This window comes from Porphyromonas asaccharolytica DSM 20707 (assembly GCF_000212375.1).
Lineage (GTDB): Bacteria > Bacteroidota > Bacteroidia > Bacteroidales > Porphyromonadaceae > Porphyromonas > Porphyromonas asaccharolytica.
In genome coordinates this window covers 1,226,260-1,239,884 of record NC_015501.1, presented here as the reverse complement: position 1 = coordinate 1,239,884, position 13,625 = coordinate 1,226,260, and the positions used below count along the sequence as shown (strand labels likewise).

General features: G+C 55.3%; 14 protein-coding genes. 11 read left to right on the top strand and 3 right to left on the bottom strand.

Annotation, left to right across the window (positions count from 1 at the left end):
• The first annotated feature begins 12 nt into the window (after positions 1 to 12).
• The 11 genes from PORAS_RS04940 to PORAS_RS04890 all read left to right on the top strand — a co-directional run bounded on the left by PORAS_RS04940 (position 13) and on the right by PORAS_RS04890 (position 9,618).
• Positions 13 to 657, top strand: coding sequence for a nitroreductase family protein (locus PORAS_RS04940; RefSeq protein ID WP_013760405.1), 645 nt, complete (start codon positions 13 to 15; stop codon positions 655 to 657).
• Positions 658 to 1,141: 484 nt separating this feature from the next.
• A complete protein-coding gene (locus PORAS_RS04935) occupies positions 1,142 to 1,828 on the top strand; it encodes an outer membrane beta-barrel protein (RefSeq protein ID WP_004330876.1) in 687 nt (228 codons plus the stop codon).
• A 6-nt stretch (positions 1,829 to 1,834) separates the two neighbouring features.
• On the top strand, positions 1,835 to 2,362 hold the full coding sequence (locus tag PORAS_RS04930; protein WP_004330868.1) for an NAD(P)H-dependent oxidoreductase: 528 nt from the start codon (positions 1,835 to 1,837) through the stop codon (positions 2,360 to 2,362).
• A gap of 25 nt (positions 2,363 to 2,387) precedes the next feature.
• Entirely contained in the window at positions 2,388 to 3,137 is a 750-nt protein-coding gene (locus PORAS_RS04925) for a cell division ATP-binding protein FtsE (RefSeq protein ID WP_004330869.1), read from the top strand.
• Positions 3,134 to 4,510: an aspartate kinase gene (locus tag PORAS_RS04920; RefSeq protein ID WP_013760404.1), complete on the top strand. Its 1,377-nt coding sequence runs from the start codon at positions 3,134 to 3,136 to the stop codon at positions 4,508 to 4,510. The genes PORAS_RS04925 and PORAS_RS04920 overlap by 4 nt, the downstream gene beginning before the upstream one ends.
• Complete coding sequence (gene menA, locus PORAS_RS04915; RefSeq protein WP_013760403.1) at positions 4,507 to 5,388, top strand: 1,4-dihydroxy-2-naphthoate octaprenyltransferase; 882 nt, start codon at positions 4,507 to 4,509, stop codon at positions 5,386 to 5,388. The genes PORAS_RS04920 and menA overlap by 4 nt, the downstream gene beginning before the upstream one ends.
• A 23-nt stretch (positions 5,389 to 5,411) precedes the next feature.
• Complete coding sequence (locus PORAS_RS04910) at positions 5,412 to 6,638, top strand: aminotransferase class V-fold PLP-dependent enzyme (RefSeq protein ID WP_013760402.1); 1,227 nt, start codon at positions 5,412 to 5,414, stop codon at positions 6,636 to 6,638.
• A gap of 6 nt (positions 6,639 to 6,644) precedes the next feature.
• Complete coding sequence (locus PORAS_RS04905) at positions 6,645 to 7,259, top strand: ribonuclease HII (RefSeq protein ID WP_004330878.1); 615 nt, start codon at positions 6,645 to 6,647, stop codon at positions 7,257 to 7,259.
• Positions 7,260 to 7,300: 41 nt separating this feature from the next.
• The gene (locus tag PORAS_RS04900; protein WP_013760401.1) at positions 7,301 to 8,020 is read left to right on the top strand and encodes an SIR2 family NAD-dependent protein deacylase; all 720 of its coding nucleotides are present in this window, start codon (positions 7,301 to 7,303) and stop codon (positions 8,018 to 8,020) included.
• 18 nt (positions 8,021 to 8,038) lie between these two features.
• Positions 8,039 to 9,154, top strand: a complete 1,116-nt coding sequence (locus tag PORAS_RS04895; protein WP_013760400.1) for a peroxiredoxin family protein — start codon at positions 8,039 to 8,041, stop codon at positions 9,152 to 9,154.
• Positions 9,155 to 9,156: 2 nt separating this feature from the next.
• Positions 9,157 to 9,618 (top strand): nucleoside deaminase, encoded by a 462-nt coding sequence (locus tag PORAS_RS04890; RefSeq protein WP_004330874.1) that lies wholly within the window; start codon positions 9,157 to 9,159, stop codon positions 9,616 to 9,618.
• 373 nt (positions 9,619 to 9,991) lie between these two features.
• On the opposite strand, the gene panB is transcribed toward PORAS_RS04890, so the two are convergent.
• The 3 genes from panB to ychF are packed head-to-tail and all read right to left on the bottom strand — an operon-like array spanning position 9,992 to position 13,516.
• The gene (gene panB, locus PORAS_RS04885; RefSeq protein WP_004330871.1) at positions 9,992 to 10,813 is read right to left on the bottom strand and encodes a 3-methyl-2-oxobutanoate hydroxymethyltransferase; all 822 of its coding nucleotides are present in this window, start codon (positions 10,811 to 10,813) and stop codon (positions 9,992 to 9,994) included.
• Between the two features lie 36 nt (positions 10,814 to 10,849).
• Positions 10,850 to 12,370, bottom strand: coding sequence for a glutamine-hydrolyzing GMP synthase (gene guaA, locus PORAS_RS04880; protein WP_013760399.1), 1,521 nt, complete (start codon positions 12,368 to 12,370; stop codon positions 10,850 to 10,852).
• A gap of 42 nt (positions 12,371 to 12,412) precedes the next feature.
• The gene (gene ychF / locus PORAS_RS04875; RefSeq protein WP_004330877.1) at positions 12,413 to 13,516 is read right to left on the bottom strand and encodes a redox-regulated ATPase YchF; all 1,104 of its coding nucleotides are present in this window, start codon (positions 13,514 to 13,516) and stop codon (positions 12,413 to 12,415) included.
• Between the last annotated feature and the right edge of the window lie 109 nt (positions 13,517 to 13,625).

Below are 13,625 nucleotides of genomic sequence, written 5' to 3'. Positions count from 1 at the left end.
TACTAACTGACTATGCTACGTAAATGGATGCCGCTGACGATGACGATGATACTGCTCCTCGTGGGAGCTGCCGCTTGTCAGAAGGCTACGACAACAGATCAATCAAACACTACAGAAGAGACTATGCGTATGACAACTCAAGAGAAAATGGACATCTTCCTAACACGCCGGAGTATACGTAGGTATAAGCCTGAACTACCGTCTCAGGAGCTACTAGACAAGGTGCTCGAGGCGGGTACCTATGCGCCCTCGGCGATGGGTAAGCAGTCGGTCACGATCGTGGCTGTGACCAATAGGGCTGTGCGCGACCAGCTCTCGCAGCTGGCTAACAAAGCTCGCGGTGGGGACAAGGATCAGTTTTACGGGGCTCCAGCGGTCTTCGTCGTGCTGGCGGACAAGTCGCTATCGAACAATTACCTGCAAGACGGTGCTCTGGTAGTGGGCAATATGCAGAATGCTGCTCATGCGCTAGGTCTCGGCACTTGCTGGGTCAATGCGGCTAAGGGGATCTTCGAGCTGGAGGAGGGTCAAGCACTTCTCAAGGAGTGGGGACTGGAGGGTGACCTCGTGGGTGTCGCCTGCTGTATCATCGGCTACCCCGACGAGTCGCCTGAGCCGGCACCCCGCAAGGATCGCTATGTGATACATATTGACTAGGAGAGCCCGCAGGTGTAGGGAAGCACGGACGAGTAACGATTTGTAGGGACGCACGGCTCGTGTCTAGCCGGAGGGCGTCCGTTGTATCAAAGGTTACAGCGTTATGGTTTTGATGGGGACGGACGCACGAGCCGTGCGTCCCTACAGATCGAGGTTACAGCGTTTGATGAATGGAATTGTCGTGCTGACGTAGCTTGTGTAGGGGCGGACCTACGTGTCCGCCCGCAGAATAGACTGCGCTCAGGTGAGGACTGGCGGACACTCAGGTCCGCCCCTACGGTGGAAGCTTCCACCCCGCCGAGCGGTTCCCCCGAAGAGCAGTCGACCGAACTTCCGAAACGAGAAAAAACTTCGCATTTTACTTGTATATGAACTTAGAAAGCAAGTCGTTACCCGTAAGACTGGCAGAGCCTACGAGGCTCATCTCGCAAGATTGTTGTACTTTTGAGGAGTAATTACAACTTTAGCTTATACAGATATTACTATGACAAGACTACGTACACTACTACTCTCACTCGTGGCGCTCTGCGCGCTCGGTGGCACGGCTCAGGCTCAGATGCCTCTGCGCATTTACGTGGATGCAGCTCCGCTCTTTAACCTTTCACATGCTAAGACGCTCCAAGATGTCTCTGAAAACAAGGTTTTCGTTGGCTACCGCCTCGGCGCTGGAATAGATGTCAACGTTAGCAAGATGATGTACGTCGGCACAGGACTATCTCTTGCGATGAAGGGAAATCAATATACTTTCCTCTCACCAAAGGGTGAGGGCGACATAAAGATTTACAGCCACTACATGCAGATCCCCGTAAATGTAGGTGTACGTCTAAACTTGACTCCTACTATTGGTGCCTCAGTAGAGGCTGGTCCTTACTTCGCCTACGCTCTGGGAGCTACCGTTAGCCAGGGGAAGATCCTAGACGATATACAGGAGACTTACAATGTGTACAAGGACGGAATCCTCGGGATGGATGGTGCCAAGCTCAAGCGCTACGACATCGGTCTGGGTGCTAAGGCTAAGGTAACTTTCGGCTCCTGGTACGGTATGGTCGGTGCTGACATGGGCTTCGTCGATGAGCTGAAGCTCGAGAAGAATGATCCCAAGCTAGAGAAGCTTGGTCAGAAGGCGATGCGTAATACCTCCTTCTACCTAGGTGCTGGCTTTACATTTTAATTGAATATGGAGAGACATAACACGCTGATCATCGTAGCGCATCCCGACTTGGAGCACTCTGTCATCAACAAAGCTTGGATGGAGGCGCTCACGGGACACGCTACGATACATAGTCTCTGTGACGCTTACCCCACGGGGACGCCTATAGATGTGGCGCATGAGCGTGCGCTCGTGGAGCGTCACGATCGTGTGATACTGCAATTCCCCCTCTACTGGTACTCCGCACCAGCGATCCTGAAGCAGTGGACTGATGAGGTCTTTGGCGAGGGGTGGGCCTTCGGTGAGGGTGGCGACGCATGGGTGGGTCGCCAGCTGGGTGTCGCTGTCTCTTGTGGTAGTGCTGAGGTAAACTTCTGCGAGGGCGGGTCCCAAAAACACACGCTAGCGACCTTCCTCACACCTTACGAGGGGCTAGCCGCTTTCGCTCGAGCTGACTATATAGGTCATCATGCCTTTTACGACACTTATAGCGATACGGTCGCCGAGAGACTGCCGGCAAACTGTGAGGCGTATCTACGCTTTGCGCTACAGTAACCAATTAATCTAGACGTTAGCCACTATGAGTACGATCATTGACCTACAGGGCGTCACCGTATCACGCTACGAGCATGAGCTACTACGAGACGTCACACTGTCGCTCGAAGCGGGGGACTTTGCCTACCTTACAGGACCCGTGGGGAGTGGCAAGAGTTCGCTCCTAGAGATACTCTATGGCGAGCTGGCGCCTAAGGGAGGCGTCGCTAAGGTGCTGGACTACAACCTGCACCACATGTCTGTACGCCAGCGACAAGCTCTGAGACGCTCTCTGGGGATCGTCTTCCAGTCACAGGCGCAGCTACTATATAACTATACGGTGCAGGGCAACCTAGACTTCGTACTTCGTGCCGTGGGTGTGAAAAAGCGCGAGCAACGTGCTGCGCGTATCGAGGAGGCACTGACGCAAGTCGGCATGGAGGGCAAGCACTACAAGTATCCCCACGAGCTAAGTGGTGGTGAGGCCGAGCGTATCTGCATAGCGCGTGCCCTGGTCGTACGTCCACGACTGATCCTACTCGATGAGCCTACGACGGGGCTAGATAGTGAGACGTCGCTGCTGATCGGTCAGCTGATCCAGTCTCTGGCTAAGGAAGGCGTGGCGGTGCTGATGAGTACGCACAATGAGACGCTCATACAGGAGCTACCTGCTACAAGATACCATATCAATCTAGAGAGTCGTACGCTGGAGCGCATCGACCTATTCCCCACCCTAGAGCACGTTGAGGAGCCTAGCTCAGAGCCTTTTGTCAATCCTATAGAAGCTGCACTATGATCGTACTGAAGTTTGGCGGCACCTCTGTCGGCTCACCTGATCGCATACGCTCGGTAGCGCATCTAGTGGCTAATATACCTGGGCGCAAGGCCCTAGTACTCTCAGCTATGGCTGGCACGACGAACGACCTCGTGACGCTGACTGAGCTGATCACCTCTGGCGAGCGTGACCGCGCGACCCGTCATGTGGAGATGCTACGTAGTCGCTACATAGACAATGTGGTACCGGAACTATTTGCGGGGCATGAGCTACACCAGCAGCTGGCAGAGGAGGCGTTGACTCCGATCTTGGACAGTCTCCTGCTGCAGACGCTCAACGAGGCTTTTACCCACAACGACGAGAAGCAGATCCTCGCATGCGGTGAGATGATGTGTACCGCCCTGATGGCGCTCACGCTACAGCTCTACGAGGGGATCACACCGCACAAGCTGCTAGCTCTAGACTTCATGCGGATTACCCACGAGGGGCGACCCGACATCGAGTACATCGCTCAGCGGTTGCGCCCGATGGTCGAAGAGGTACGCGATGCGGAGGCACTCTTCCTCACGGAGGGGTACATCTGTCGCAATGCTTTCGGCGAGGTGGACAACCTGCGTCGTGGCGGTAGCGACTACAGTGCTACGCTCATTGGCGAGGCGGTGCAAGCTGAGGAGATACAGATATGGACCGACATTGATGGACTGCACAACAACGATCCACGGGTGGTCAATATGACGTCGCCCGTGCGTCGTCTGAGCTTTGGCGAGGCTGCCGAGCTAGCGCGTTGTGGTGCTAAGATACTGCACCCAGCCTGCATCGAGCCGGCACGACGTGCGGGCATACCTGTGCGGCTACTTAACACGCTCGATCCTTCGGCCCCTGGCACGCTCATATCTCATGTGACAAACAGAGATATGATCAAGGCGATCTCGGCAAAGGACGGGATGTGTGTCGTGACGCTCCTGCTGAAGCATTTGAGCAATAGCGATGTCTCTACGGGGCAGTTCCTCGTTACACTGACGGAGGCTATGCACCGCCTGCACATAGAGCCAGATATCTTGATGGCTTCGGGCGATGGCTACGTCATCGTCGCGGAGGAGGACTCGGAGGCGATCCCTGCTTTGATCGAGGAGATGACGCCCTGGGCTGAGGGCTCTGTGCAGAGCGACCTCTCGATCCTGGCGATCGTAGGAGATATGGGGTGGCATCGCATAGGCTTTGAGGCGCGCATCCTCGAGGCGGTAGACGATGTCGCTGTGCGGCTCATCTGCTACGGGACTAGTAGCAATAGCATCGACCTGGTCATCGCTACGGAGGAGAAGAAGCGGGCGATGATCTATCTCTCGGATCACCTCTTCGCTCATCTGCGCACCCCAGGTCCAGAGCTACTATGACCCTCAAGCAATTCATCTCGGTCTCACGACCGTACAGTTGGCCAGCATCGCTAGCTCCGATAGCCGTTGCTATCACTTTGGCTTGGCTACAGGGGGGCTCTAATTGGCTCATAGCGGTGCTCTGCCTTGTCGTGGGACTGTCGGCGCAATCTTTCTCTAACTGCTGCAACGACTACTACGACTTCAAGCGTGGTGCTGATGGTGGCGAGCGTGTAGGCTTTAGCCGTCCACTTGCTTCGGGTCAATTGCGAGAGCGGGACATCATCGGGGTGGCACTCTTCTGGGGTCTTATCGCAGCTGTGGCGGGCGTGACCCTTTGCCTGCTGACCAACCCGTGGCTCCTCCTCCTCGGTGCACTCATCATACTCTTCGCCTGGATGTATACGGGCGGTCCCTATCCGCTAGCCTACCTAGGGCTGGGCGATGTGGCGGTGATGACCTTCTACGGCTGGGTCGCAGTGATGACCACTTATTACCTCCTGACGGGAGCGATCACGACACAAAGCTTTCTCGTAGCGACAGCCATGGGCGCCGTGGCGGTCAATATCCTTGTGGTCAATAACTACCGAGACTACGAGGAGGATCGCAAGAACGATAAGCGAACGAGCATCGTGCGTCTTGGTCAGGAGTTTGCTCCAAAGTTTTACTTGGCAAACATACTCCTTGCATGGCTGCTCTCCATCGTCGCCTTCAAGGGAAACATCTGGGGCATCGTCCTACTCCTCCCCTACCTCCTCTACGCTCTATCCGTATACCGTCAGATGATCCATGTGACAGGCAGCCAGCTCAACGCTGTGCTCAGGCGCACCTCTATGGGTGTCGTCTTGCTAGCCGTCGTACATATAGCAGCCTACCTGATTGACGGGCTGTTGCTTTAGTCGAATATTTCCCCTTTATCCTTATGTCTTCTACAGACCTCTCCTCATATCGTCTAGACTTCCCGCTCATACAGCACTACGCCTCAGCGCAGCCTGGCTGGGTCTACCTAGACAGTGGTGCCACTACGCAAAAGCCCCAAGTGGTCATCGATGCTATCACCGAGGGCTACACACGATACAATGCCAACGTCCACCGAGGTGTCTACCAGCTCAGCCGTGAGGCGACTGATCGCCACGAAGCGGCGCGTGCCACACTGGCGCACTTTATCGGGGCGTCTGACCCTAACGAAGTGATCTTCACACGCGGCACCACCGAGGGGCTCAACCTGCTAGCCTCTACGGCTGGCGAAACGCTCGTCGGACCCGATGACGAAGTGCTGATCACCGCTATGGAGCACCACGCTAACCTCGTACCGTGGCAACAGCTCTGCCTACGCAAGGGAGCGCATTTACGTGTCGCTCCGCTGCTAGCGGACGGTTCGCTAGACCTACCCGCCTTTGAGGCTCTACTCTCCGACCGCACCAAGATCGTCTCCGTAGCGCATGTGAGCAACGTCCTCGGCACGGTCAATCCCGTCGCACAGCTGGCCCGTCTGGCTCACGACAAGGGAGCTATCTTCATCGTCGACGGAGCGCAGTCTGCGCCCCACATGTCGGTCAACGTTCAGGAGCTAGGCATCGATGCTTACGTCTGCTCCTCTCACAAAGTGTACGGTCCTACAGGCATCGGCATCGTATGGGGACGTCGTAAGCTCCTCGAGCAGATACCGCCCTACCAGTATGGTGGCGAGATGATCGAGCATGTATCTTTTGAGGAGACTACCTTCAACGAGCTACCGTACAAGTTTGAGGCAGGCACGCCCGATTTCATCGGTTCGCACGCCTTTGCCACAGCCGTTGAGTACATCTCAGCGATCGGTCTCGACCGCATCCATGCTTACGAGACGGAGCTCCTAGAGCATCTCACGCAGATCATCAGTCAGGAGCCTTCGCTCGAGATCCTCGGCACCGCCCCTGGCAAAGGAGCCGTCGTCACCTTCATCAGCCACCAAGCACACGCTTACGACCTCGGCCTGCTCCTAGACCAGCAAGGCGTAGCACTCCGCACGGGGCATCACTGCGCTATCCCGCTCATCGAGGGGATGGGACACCACGCCACGATCCGAGCTTCTCTCGGGCTGTACAACACGCACGAGGACCTAGAGATCTTTGCGAAAGCGTTACGACGTGCTCTCACCATGCTAGGCTAAAGGAGCATGCCCTTACTACATCGCTACGCATCGGACGGACTCATCGAGTGTGGCTGTGACGAGGCTGGGCGAGGAGCCCTCGCGGGAGACCTCTATGCGGCAGCGGTCGTCTGGCCCGACACGCTAGACCATCCGCATCTGCGAGATAGTAAGAAGCTCACGGCTAGGCAGCGTGAGGAGCTACGCCTCTTCATCGAGGAGCATGCCACAGCGTGGGCGGTAGGCGTGGCAACCATTCAAGAGATCCAGCAAATCAATATCCTCCACGCCTCTATGCTCGCCATGCAGCGCGCCATCGAGGCATTGCCCTGCACACCCGAGCGTCTGCTCATCGACGGCAACTACTACGACCCGCGTCCCGACGAGGTCGAGTACCACACGATCGTCAAGGGCGATGACCGCTACCTAGCCATCGCTGCCGCTTCTATCCTTGCCAAGACGCACCGAGATGCGTATATGACTCAGCAAGCACAAGAATACCCGCACTACGGCTGGGAGCAAAACAAAGGTTACCCGACAGCACAGCACCGTGAGGGGATACGCCAATATGGCTCCTGCCCCTTGCACCGACAGGGCTTTCAGCTCTTGCAACCCGAACCTCTATTTGACCTTGAGAAATAAGTTTCGTATCTTAGGTGCACACTATAAAGAAGACAGACATCATGAATAACCCAAACAATCAAGCGAAGCGCAAGCTGGTCATCCTCACAGGCGCTGGCGTCAGTGCCGAGAGTGGTATATCAACCTTTAGAGATAGTGACGGGTTGTGGGAGAACTACCCCGTCCAGGACGTAGCCTCTATCGAGGGCTTTATACGCAATCCCAAGCTGGTGCTAGACTTTTACAATGCACGTCGTCGCGACTATGTGGGCTGCGAGCCTAACGCGGCACACTACGGGCTAGCTGAGCTGGAGCGTCAGTACGATGTAACCGTTGTGACGCAAAATGTAGACAACCTCCACGAGCGTGCGGGCAGCAGCAAGGTGATACACCTCCATGGCGAGCTGATGAAAAACTGCTCCGTACGCAATACGCAGAAGACTTACCTCGTCGATCCCAAACACCCCGACCTGCATGTGGGTGATCTCGCTCCCGATGGGTCGCAGCTGAGACCCTTTATCGTATGGTTTGGCGAGGCGGTGCCAATGATCGAGCCAGCCATTCGTGAGGCTAGCCAGGCAGACATCATGGTGGTCGTCGGCACTTCGCTCAACGTTTACCCCGCTGCGAGCCTCCTAGCCTACGTTCCCAACGGCACCCCCATCTACCTCATTGATCCCAAAGAGGTCAACACGCACGGCATCGCTCATGTTACTCATATCCAGAAGGTAGCCACACAAGGGGTCCAGGAGCTACTAGAGATCTTGATGCCCGAGTCGTAATAAACCGTTCCTCCTCTCATGTCTACCCGCACGCCATCACTGCTCTGTCGGCAGCATCTCACGAGGCTGCTACTGCTCTCTTTCGTTGCAATGACTCTCTTCTATAGCTGCCAGCAGCAGAAGAAGTACCACATATCGGGATACACCAATGCGCAGGAAGGTGCCGACCCCCCAATAGTCAAGCTAGTACTAGGCGGTAAGACTATCGACAGTGGCTTTGTACACAAAGGGCAGTTTCTCCTCAAGGGCAACTATGTGGACAGTATGAGCAAAGACATCGCTTACCTAGAGGTAACAGGAGAGCAACCTATCCCAGTCATTCTCACGACGCAGCCGCTCTCCATTGACTTCATCAAGCGTAGACTACTCGAGGGGGACTATCTCAATAAAGAGCTCAACCGCCTCTATGACTCCCTAGACAGCCTAGGCACTGAATTCAAGCTAAAGCTCGCTGCTATACCTTCTGATAGTGCGCTCTATGACGCTTTCGATCAGAACTTTAAGAGCTCTATCGATGACTACATAGTACTCGCTAAGGAATATTGCCTACGCCACCCCAACGACCCTGTTGGGATCATCTCCTCCGTGATGCTCCTGACGATCAACTATGAGAGTCTCCTCGAGACGGTGCCTTTCGTTCGTAAGTATATGGGACCTGTCGTGCTGAACAATAGCGAGATAGCCCTCTATTTACTCATCTACGACAATTATTATCGTACCGCTCCTGGCACGCCAATGGTTGACCTGACTCTAGAGACCCTCCAAGATGATACGACCCGTCTCTCAGATCACATGCCCCCAGGCTGCTACACCCTCCTGCACTGCTGGTCAGGCTGGTGCAAACCTTGCCTCGACGAGATGCCCAATCTGATCAAAGCTTACGACATCTACCATGATCGAGGGCTAAACATGATCGGCATTTTCCTCTGGGACGAGGCATACAACCAAGATCTGCTCCTTGAGGACTATCAGCTACCATGGACGCAACTCTACGACCCATCATCCCAGACCTCTATCGCTTACGGCATCTATAGCATTCCCGAGATCATGCTGATAGCTCCCGATGGGACGATCATAGCTCGCTCTCTGCGTGGCGCCGAGCTCTTCTCCACGCTAGACTCTATCTTTGGCTAAGTATGATCGCGCTGCCTCCCATAGATCCCCGTCTAGACGAGCGCATGATGCAACTAGCTCTCCAGCAAGCTCTCGTAGCTTACGAAGCCGACGAAGTACCCATCGGGGCAGTCATAGCCGTCGGCACACGCATCTTAGCAAAGAGTCATAATCAAGTCGAGCTGCTCAACGACCCCACAGCTCATGCCGAGATGCTCGCCATCACGCAGGCGACGGCAGCCATCGGAGGTAAGTACCTACCGCAGTGCACGCTCTACGTCACCGTCGAGCCGTGCCCTATGTGCATGGGAGCTTTGCGCTGGACACAGATAGGGCGTATCGTCTATGGTACCGCCGACCCCAAGGGTGGCTATATGCATTATAGCGATGCGCTCCCCCACCCCAAGAGCATCATCGTGGGGGGTGTCTGCGAGGAGGAGTGCCGTGAGCTGATGGTCTCCTATTTCAGACGAAAGCGACGCTAGAAGAGAAGCAACCGACCCAGAACGGGTAACGATCTGCAGGGACACATGACAGACAATGTAGGAACGCACGACCATGCATTCCTACACTTTAAAACCACGATGCTGTAACCTTTGACGCAACGGACGCCCTCCGACTCGGTACTAGCTGTCCGTCCATCCCAATCGTCACAAGTGGAGACTGTTGCATAAAGGCGAATCGCTGTGTTGCTTTCGGGATTTGGCTTCGGTCACATACGGAGGTATGCTCCCTTCAGACCTCACCCTCAGCGCCTTGCGCTTCATCCTTTCTGCAAAGTCATGACAATCTTGCAAGCAAGATTGTGAGACTGTTGACTTTTGCAACAGTCTCAAGTGAGATTTGCGGAGTTGAGACTTAGTAAGACTCTTCCTCGTTGGGGAAGTTTTGGCTCTTGACGTCTGCTATGTAGTGCTGCACCGCCTCGGTCATCATAGAGCCCAGGTCAGCGTAGCGACGCAAGAAGCGCGGGCTAAAGCCTTGCGTGATGCCGAGCATGTCGTGCATGACGAGGACTTGTCCGTCTACCCCACCGCCTGCTCCGATGCCGATGACGGGGATCGTTAGCTCAGAGGCGACCTTGGTAGCCAGAGGTGCTGGTATCTTCTCCAGTACGAGGGCAAAGCAACCTAGCTCCTCGAGAAGATGTGCATCGGCCAGCAACTTGTCAGCCTCCGCCTGCTCCTTGGCACGTACAGCATAAGAGCCAAACTTATTGATCGACTGAGGAGTCAGCCCGAGGTGTCCCATAATCGGGATACCAGCCGAGAGGATACGCTCTACCGACTCACGGATCTCGCTACCGCCCTCGATCTTGATCGCATCAGCATGGGTGATCTTCATCACTTTGATCGCACTCTCTAGAGCGATCTTCGAGTTGCCCTGATAAGAGCCGAAAGGAAGGTCTACGACGACCAGTGCACGCTGCACCGCTTTCATCACACTCTTGCCGTGGTATATCATTTGGTCGAGCGTGATAGGCAGCGTAGTCACATTACCCGCCATCACATTACTGGCTGAGTCGCCTACGAGGATCACATCCATACCGGCAGCATCGATGATCTGTGCTGCAGAGTAGTCGTAGGCAGTAAGCATAGAGATCTTCTCCCCACGCTCTTTCATCTCGAGTAGTCGTCGGGTGGTCACCTTGCGACTATCGATAGCTTTATAGGTAGACATATTGAATAGGTATTAAATAGTAGACTGAGCGAAGCGTTACTCCCACTCAATCGTTGCGGGTGGCTTTGACGACACATCGTAGCAGACACGATTGACGCCACGCACCTTGTTTATGACTTCGTTAGAGACCTCTGCGAGGAAGTCGTACGGCAGCCGAGCCCAGTCAGCGCTCATCGCATCGACGCTCGTCACCGCCCGTAGTGCCACCGTGTACTCGTAGGTGCGCTCGTCACCCATGACCCCTACGCTCTGCACCGGCAGTAGGATAGCTCCCGCCTGCCACACCTCGTCGTAGAGGTTGTACTTGCGGAGCATGTCGGTGTATATCTTGTCAGCCTGCTGGAGGATAGCCACCTTCTCAGGAGTCACCTCGCCTAAGACACGTATGCCTAGACCCGGGCCTGGGAAGGGATGGCGAAAGATCATGTGTCGTGGCATCGATAGTGCCAAGCCAACACGACGCACCTCATCCTTAAAGAGATGCTTCAGCGGCTCCACCAGCTTCAGGTGCATACGCTCAGGCAGTCCACCCACGTTGTGGTGGCTCTTGATCACCTTGCCCGTGATGTTAATAGACTCGATGATGTCTGGGTAAATAGTTCCCTGCCCCAGCCAACGAGCCTGCGGAAGCTTCTTAGCTTCAGCCTCAAAGACCTCGATGAAGTCCCTACCGATCACCTTACGCTTAGCCTCGGGATCACGAACACCAGCTAGATCTCCGAGGAACTTCGCACTCGCGTCGACCTTGATACAGCCTAGTCCGAGTGCCTTGTAGTCTGCCAAGATCTGCTCCGCCTCGCCTAGTCGCATCAAGCCATGATCCACAAAAATACAGGTGAGCTGATTGCCGATAGCACGATGTAGGAGGACCGCTGCGACCGAGCTGTCCACGCCTCCGCTGAGCGCCATGATGACCTGCTCGTCACCTACCTGCGCCTTGATTGAGGCGATGCTGCTCTCGATGAAAGACTCAGACGACCACTCGCCCTTGATGCCACAGAGCGTGACAAAGTTGTCAAGGAGCTTCGTACCCTCCTCACTGTGATGTATCTCTGGGTGAAACTGTACGCCCCACGTCTCCTCACCCGCTATCCTATAAGCGGCATACTGCACCGAGGGAGTCGAGGCGATCACCTTAAAGCCCTCAGGAAGACGGGTGATCGTGTCACCATGCGACATCCAGACCGTGTGCTGTGGCGAAAGCCCTGCGAGTAGCGGGTCGCCCTTGTCCACCAGTTGTAGCGTAGAGGCGCCGTACTCACGGGTATTGGAGTTCTCCACGGAGCCTCCATTCTGATGCACCATCAACTGCGCTCCATAGCAGATACCCAAGATCGGTAACCGCCCACGGATAGCTGCTATGTCTGCGGTAAAAGCCTCCTCAGCATAGACCGAGTAAGGGCTTCCCGAGAGGATGATGCCTCGGACGCCCGTCAGGTCTGTCGGGATCTTGTTGTAAGGGACTATCTCGCAGTAAGTGTTGAGGTCTCTCAGACGACGACCTATGAGCTGTGTAGTCTGCGACCCAAAGTCTGCGATAATTATTTTGTCCGGCATAGGTTGATTCTGTTTCGGTGTTAATACTTTGTACTAGAGGCGCTATACGTTAAAGCGGAAGTGCATGATGTCTCCGTCCTGTACAATGTAGTCCTTGCCCTCGACCGCCATACGGCCAGCCTCCTTGACAGCCGTCTCGGAGCCGTAGTGCACGTAGTCCTCATACTTGATCACCTCAGCACGTATGAAGCCACGCTCGAAGTCGGTGTGTATGATCCCTGCACACTGAGGAGCCTTGCTCCCCTTGACAAAAGTCCAGGCACGGCACTCATCAGGCCCCGCCGTAAAGAAGGTCTCGAGGTTGAGCAACTTGTAGGCAGCACGGATCAAGCGGTTGACACCCGTCTCCTCTAGTCCTAGCTCCTGCAGGAAGAGCTGACGCTCCTCATACTCCTCCAGCTCCGCTATCTCGCTCTCGATATGCGCCGATACGACCAGTAGCTCGGCATCCTCATGAGCGATAGCCTTGCGAACGGCCTCCACATAAGCATTGCCCGTGGCGGCACTCGCCTCGTCAACATTGCAGACGTAGAGGACGGGCTTAGCCGTTAGGAGGAAAAGGTCTCGCAACACCTGCTCCTCGTCCTTGCTTTCTGGCGTCACCGAGCGCGCGTTAAGGCCTTGTAGCAGTGCCTCTTCGAGACGCTTGAGGAGCGCTACACGGATCTTCGCCTGCTTGTCGCCCCCCGTCTGAGCCTGCCGCTCGGACTTCTTGAGCTGCGTCTGCACCGTCTCCAGATCCTTGAGCTGTAGCTCCGTGTCAATGATCTCTTTGTCCCGCACAGGATCTATAGAGCCGTCAACGTGTGTGATGTTGTCATCGTCGAAGCAGCGCAGCAAGTGTATGATCGCATCGGTCTCGCGGATGTTGGAGAGGAACTTATTACCCAGTCCCTCACCCTGGCTAGCACCCTTGACCAGTCCTGCTATATCGACAATCTCCACTGTGGCAGGCACCGTCCGCTTAGGGTGCTCCATCTCGACCAACTTATTGAGACGCTCATCCGGCACGGTGATGACCCCGACGTTGGGTTCGATCGTGCAGAAGGGGAAGTTGGCCGACTGCGCCTTAGCGTTCGACAAGCAGTTAAACAAAGTGGACTTACCGACGTTGGGTAGTCCTACGATACCGCACTGTAGCGACATATATTATAAGGATAAGTATACAACGTAACGACGCCTCGCTGTCGTGACAGCTCGGCTCTCCTGCAAAGGTACTAATTATCTTGCTGTCACGCCTTGTTTTGATGACTCC

Excerpts from the sequence above, each read along its gene's own strand:
- PORAS_RS04905 (WP_004330878.1), top strand. The coding sequence starts at position 6,645 with ATGCCCTTACTACATCGCTACGCATCGGACGGACTCATCGAGTGTGGC.
- PORAS_RS04925 (WP_004330869.1), top strand. The coding sequence starts at position 2,388 with ATGAGTACGATCATTGACCTACAGGGCGTCACCGTATCACGCTACGAG.
- PORAS_RS04920 (WP_013760404.1), top strand. The coding sequence starts at position 3,134 with ATGATCGTACTGAAGTTTGGCGGCACCTCTGTCGGCTCACCTGATCGC.
- guaA (WP_013760399.1), bottom strand. The coding sequence starts at position 12,370 with ATGCCGGACAAAATAATTATCGCAGACTTTGGGTCGCAGACTACACAG.
- PORAS_RS04940 (WP_013760405.1), top strand. The coding sequence starts at position 13 with ATGCTACGTAAATGGATGCCGCTGACGATGACGATGATACTGCTCCTC.
- PORAS_RS04895 (WP_013760400.1), top strand. The coding sequence starts at position 8,039 with ATGTCTACCCGCACGCCATCACTGCTCTGTCGGCAGCATCTCACGAGG.
- PORAS_RS04890 (WP_004330874.1), top strand. The coding sequence starts at position 9,157 with ATGATCGCGCTGCCTCCCATAGATCCCCGTCTAGACGAGCGCATGATG.
- PORAS_RS04910 (WP_013760402.1), top strand. The coding sequence starts at position 5,412 with ATGTCTTCTACAGACCTCTCCTCATATCGTCTAGACTTCCCGCTCATA.
- PORAS_RS04900 (WP_013760401.1), top strand. The coding sequence starts at position 7,301 with ATGAATAACCCAAACAATCAAGCGAAGCGCAAGCTGGTCATCCTCACA.
- panB (WP_004330871.1), bottom strand. The coding sequence starts at position 10,813 with ATGTCTACCTATAAAGCTATCGATAGTCGCAAGGTGACCACCCGACGA.
- PORAS_RS04935 (WP_004330876.1), top strand. The coding sequence starts at position 1,142 with ATGACAAGACTACGTACACTACTACTCTCACTCGTGGCGCTCTGCGCG.
- menA (WP_013760403.1), top strand. The coding sequence starts at position 4,507 with ATGACCCTCAAGCAATTCATCTCGGTCTCACGACCGTACAGTTGGCCA.
- ychF (WP_004330877.1), bottom strand. The coding sequence starts at position 13,516 with ATGTCGCTACAGTGCGGTATCGTAGGACTACCCAACGTCGGTAAGTCC.
- PORAS_RS04930 (WP_004330868.1), top strand. The coding sequence starts at position 1,835 with ATGGAGAGACATAACACGCTGATCATCGTAGCGCATCCCGACTTGGAG.